At 36.5% G+C, this 4,907-nt stretch carries 4 protein-coding genes; 2 read left to right on the top strand and 2 right to left on the bottom strand.

Annotated elements, in window-relative coordinates; genetic code table 11:
• Both HALSAC_RS0103215 and HALSAC_RS0103210 read right to left on the bottom strand, forming a co-directional pair.
• A partial coding sequence (locus HALSAC_RS0103215; protein WP_027339059.1) for a TetR/AcrR family transcriptional regulator occupies positions 1 to 510 on the bottom strand: 510 nt, incomplete at its 3' end.
• Positions 511 to 700: 190 nt separating this feature from the next.
• Entirely contained in the window at positions 701 to 2,338 is a 1,638-nt protein-coding gene (locus HALSAC_RS0103210; protein WP_027339058.1) for a glycoside hydrolase family 13 protein, read from the bottom strand.
• 257 nt (positions 2,339 to 2,595) lie between these two features.
• Between HALSAC_RS0103210 and bioD the strand changes: the two genes are divergently transcribed.
• Together bioD and bioA are read left to right on the top strand one after the other, a co-directional pair.
• Positions 2,596 to 3,303 carry a dethiobiotin synthase gene (gene bioD / locus HALSAC_RS0103205; protein WP_027339057.1) on the top strand — a complete coding sequence of 236 codons (708 nt, stop codon included), beginning with the start codon at positions 2,596 to 2,598 and terminating at the stop codon, positions 3,301 to 3,303.
• 111 nt (positions 3,304 to 3,414) lie between these two features.
• Positions 3,415 to 4,773 (top strand): adenosylmethionine--8-amino-7-oxononanoate transaminase, encoded by a 1,359-nt coding sequence (gene bioA, locus HALSAC_RS0103200; protein WP_027339056.1) that lies wholly within the window; start codon positions 3,415 to 3,417, stop codon positions 4,771 to 4,773.
• Positions 4,774 to 4,907 lie beyond the last annotated feature (134 nt).

Below are 4,907 nucleotides of genomic sequence, written 5' to 3'. Positions count from 1 at the left end.
ATCAGTAGTATGAAAATGAGGATTAAAACTACCAATCATTCCGATTAATATATTTGATAGATCTGAACTATCTAAATCGACCCTAAAAACACCTTCCTCCTTACCTTCATCAATAATCTTTAAAATTAATCTAACTTCCTCTTCTTTAATCTCAAATAACTTCTCCTTGAAGTCTTGACTTATAGCTACTGTACTCTCCTGATACATCTTAGATAACTGTTTACACTCTGCAAAAAAACGAATAGAGAGTTCAATAACCTTTCTTAACTTATCCCTCGCCCCCTCCTCTTCAAGAATATCTTCTTTCATTCTATTAACCAACTGGCTGATTCCATTTAACAGTATAGCTTGAAATAATTGCTTCTTACTATCAAAGTACCAATAAAGGGTTCCTTTAGCCACTCCGGCTTCATCGGCAATCTCAATCATCTTTGTCTTATGGTATCCTTTACTAGAGAACAACTTTAAAGCAGCATCGATTATTTTAACTTTTTTTGATTCATCTTCCATCCTTCCACCCCTCTTGACCCTTGGGTCAGTATTATCTAAAAAAACTGACTACCCAGTCAATTTAAAGTATAACACTACCTATAAATTTTGTCAAATATAATTTTAGCCTTCAGTCATCAGCTATCAGTCTTTAGCTTAAACCTTACCTGCTTAAAGATTTTGCTGATAGCCGATAGCTAAAAGCTGACACCTACTTCAACCTATATACCCTAGCCTCATAAGGTCTTAAGTTTAAGTTATCGATACTCTCTTCTTTAGCAACTTCATAATTGCTGATCAATAACTCTTTTTCATTAAAGTCTATATCCTCTGGCAAGTTAAACTCTGCTTCCTCTTCCAAGAAGTTAACTATCACCAATATCTTCTCTCGATCTAAGCTTCTAGTATAAGCAAAGATCTTATCATTATCTTCTAACAATAATTTATAATCACCGTAAACAATTATATCATTCTCTTTTCTTAACTTTATTAGCTTCTTATAATAATAGAAGATTGAACCTTCATCTTCTAAAGCCTTGTTTACATTAACATCTTTATAATTAGGATTAACCTTTAACCACGGCTCTCCCTTTGTAAATCCTGCATTCTCACTATCATTCCATTGTATTGGGGTTCTTGCATTATCACGCCCATTCTTCCAGATTGCTTCCATCATCTCGTCATGAGTATAACCATTCTCTATCTTGTCATAATAATAGTTTACACTTTCGATATCATCATATTCATCGATAGACTCATATTTTACATTGGTCATCCCAATCTCTTCTCCTTGGTAGATATAAGGAGTTCCCTGCATAAAATGTAATAGTGTGGCTAACATCTTAGCTGACTGAACACGATACTCCTTGTCATTACCCCAACGAGAGACAATTCTTGGTAGGTCATGGTTATTCCAGAATAAAGAATTCCATCCTTCACCCTTTAGTTCAGTCTGCCACTTACTTAAAACCTTCTTCAATTTTTTAAAGTCTAGTGGTTTAGGACGCCACTTACCTTCCTCATCATCCCAATCTATGGTCATATGTTCAAATTGAAATACCATTGATAGTTCATTTCTTTCAGGGTCAGAGTACAACTTAGCAATCTCTGGTGTTGCTCCCCAAGTTTCGCCAACTGTTAGAACATCATAATTACCAAAGCTCTCTTCATTCATCTCTTGTAGTAACGGATGTAACCTTGGCCCGTTTCCAGTAATCTTCTTATCTACCTCTTTACCAATAAGATCAATAACATCCATTCTAAAGCCACCAATACCCTTTTCTAACCAAAAATTCATCATCTGGTAGATCTCTTCTCTAACCTTTGGATTTTCCCAATTTAGATCAGGTTGACGCTTGCTAAAGAGGTGAAAATAATATTGGCCCGTTCTCTCATCATACTCCCAAGCAGGACCACTAAAGATCGATCCTATATCATTTGGTAGACCCCCATCTTTAGGGTCACGCCAGATATAATAGTCTCGATAAGGATTATCTTTAGACTTCCTTGCTTCTTGAAACCACAAGTGTTCATCAGAGGTATGATTGACGACTAGATCCATAATAATACGAATACCACGACCCTTTGCCTCTGCAATTAACTCATCCATATCCTCCATTGTACCAAACTCTGGAGCAATATCCTGATAATCTGATATGTCATAGCCATTATCATCCATTGGTGATCTATAGACTGGGGATAACCAGATCACATCTATTCCTAGCTCCTCTAAATAATCTAACTTTTCAATTATCCCCCTTAAATCTCCTACTCCATTACCTGTTGTATCTTTGAAGCTTCGCGGATAAATTTGATATACCACTGATTCATGCCACCACTTCTTCTCCATCTTTAAATTACCTCCCAAATTATCATTATCTACTCTCACTTTAATAGTTCTATATTAGTTTAATAAGTCCTACATTTAATAGTAATAAAGCGGAGCTTTATTACTGGTGATGAGTAATCAGTGATGAGTAAAACCTTAAAAAAAACAGAAACCCCTTTGTTACCTAAGACTTATAAGAGGTTTTGAGATTTTGACTTTACTCATTACTCTTCACTCATTACCCATTACTAGTGCCACTTTAAAAGGAGGTAGAAGAGATGAGAAGAGGAGTATTCATTACAGGGACAGATACTGATGTTGGTAAGACTGTAGTGACGACAGGGTTACTTGCAGCCTTGCGAGCTAGGGGAAAAGATATAGGAGTTATGAAACCTTTTCAGAGTGGATCTATAATAAAAGGCGATAAGATGTTGGCTCCTGATTTAGAGTTTGTTCTGGATAGAGTTAATTTAGATGATGATTATGATTTAATGAATCCAATTCGTTTAAAGGAGCCCTTGGCCCCTAGTGTAGCAGCCCAGATTGAAGGGGTGAAGGTTGAAGTAGATAAGGTAACAAAAGCTTATGAAGAGTTATTAAAGAATAGGGAGAGTTTGATAGTTGAAGGGGCAGGGGGGCTTATGGTGCCTTTGGCCCAAAACTTCTTAATCCCTGATTTAATTAAGTTATTAAATTTACCAATTATTATAGTAGCTAGGCCAAATCTAGGAACTATCAACCATACTGTATTGACAATAGAGGTAGCAAGATCTTTGGGGATAGAAGTTTTAGGAGTGATCATTAATGGTCTAAAAGAAGATGAGCAAGGATTGGCTGAAAAAACAAATCCGGAAGTGATTGAAAAATGGACAGGAATTCCCGTCTTAGGTATTATTCCTTACCTTGATGATCTAGATGATGGTGAGAAGTTATCCCAAGTTTTTGAAAAGAGAGTTGATTTGGAGAGGGTAATAGAGAAGAATTGAGAGTTGAAAATTGATAATTGATAGTTAAAATACAGTAAAAGTAAGGTTTTTTACTAGGATAATCTTAGCTGATGGCTGAAGACTGATAGCTAAAACAAGGAGGTTTTGTTTATGCAAAAGGACTTAACTTTGTTAGAGAAGGATAAGAGGTATCTATGGCATCCTTTTACTCAAATGAAGGAATGGGTTGAAGATTGTGAGCAGATAATAATTGAGAGAGGAGAAGGGATTAAGCTATGGGATACCCAAGGTAGAGAGTACTATGATGGAGTCTCTTCTATTTGGCTGAATGTGCATGGGCATAGAAAGAAAGAGTTGGATGATGCTTTAAAGGAGCAGATAGATAAGGTTGCTCACTCTACTATGCTAGGTTTATCTAATGTACCAGCTATAGAGCTTGCCGAGAAGTTGGTAGAGATAACTCCAGAAGGCTTGAACAAGGTCTTTTACTCCGATAGTGGATCAACGGCTGTAGAGATTGGATTAAAAATGGCTTTTCAATATTGGCAACAGTTAGATGAGGGTGTTGGCCCGAAGGATAAATTTATCACCTTAGAGAATGCTTATCATGGTGATACTGTAGGGTCTGTTAGTGTAGGAGGGATAGATCTCTTCCATAAGGTTTATAATCCTCTTTTATTTAAGACTTATCAAGCACCTTCACCTTATTGTTATCGTTGTTCTTTTGGTGAAGAAGAAGGAGATTGTAGCTTTAGCTGTATTAAGAAGCTAGAAGAGATAATGGATGAGAATAGTCATAGAATAGCGGCTTTAGTTATTGAGCCTTTGGTTCAAGGTGCAGGAGGTATGATAACAGCACCAGAAGGTTATTTGGCTAAAGCTAGAGACCTATGTGATAAGTATAATATTTTGATGATTGCTGATGAGGTAGCAGTTGGTTTTGGGAGGACTGGAAATTTATTTGCTTGTGAGGGTGAAGGAGTAGTTCCGGATATTATGGCTATAGCAAAGGGGATTACAGGAGGCTATCTTCCTTTATCTGCAACCTTAACTACAGATAAGGTTTACAAGGCCTTTTATGATGATTATAAGACCCAAAAAACCTTCTTTCATGGTCATTCCTACACGGGTAATCCTTTAGCTTGTGCTGTTGCAATAGAAAATATTGACCTATTTGAAAGGCAAGATATTATTGGTGGAGTAAAGAAAAAGACAGAGTTAATTGAGAGTAAATTAGAAAGATTTAAGGAAATAACCCATATAGGAGATGTTAGACAGAAGGGGTTAATGGTTGGTATAGAGATAGTGAAGGATAAGAAGACTAAGAAGGAGTACCCTTGGGAAGAGAAGATGGGGGTCAAGGTATGTATGAGGGCAAGAGAGCTAGGAATGATTATTAGACCTTTAGGTAATGTAGTCGTCTTCATGCCACCACTGGTTAGTAAAGAAGAAGAGCTAGTTGAGATGATGGAGATTTTGTATCAGGCGATTATTGATGTAACTTTATAGTAATAAAGCAGAGCTTTATTACTGGTGATGAGTAATCAGTAATGAGTAATGGGTAAAACCTTAAGAAAACAGAAACCCCTTTGTTACCTAAGACTTATAAGAGGTTTTGAGATTTTGACTCTACTCATTACTCT

It is taken from the genome of Halonatronum saccharophilum DSM 13868 (genome assembly GCF_000517025.1).
Taxonomy (GTDB): domain Bacteria; phylum Bacillota; class Halanaerobiia; order Halobacteroidales; family Halobacteroidaceae; genus Halonatronum; species Halonatronum saccharophilum.
This window is presented reverse-complemented; position numbering and strand designations above follow the sequence as displayed.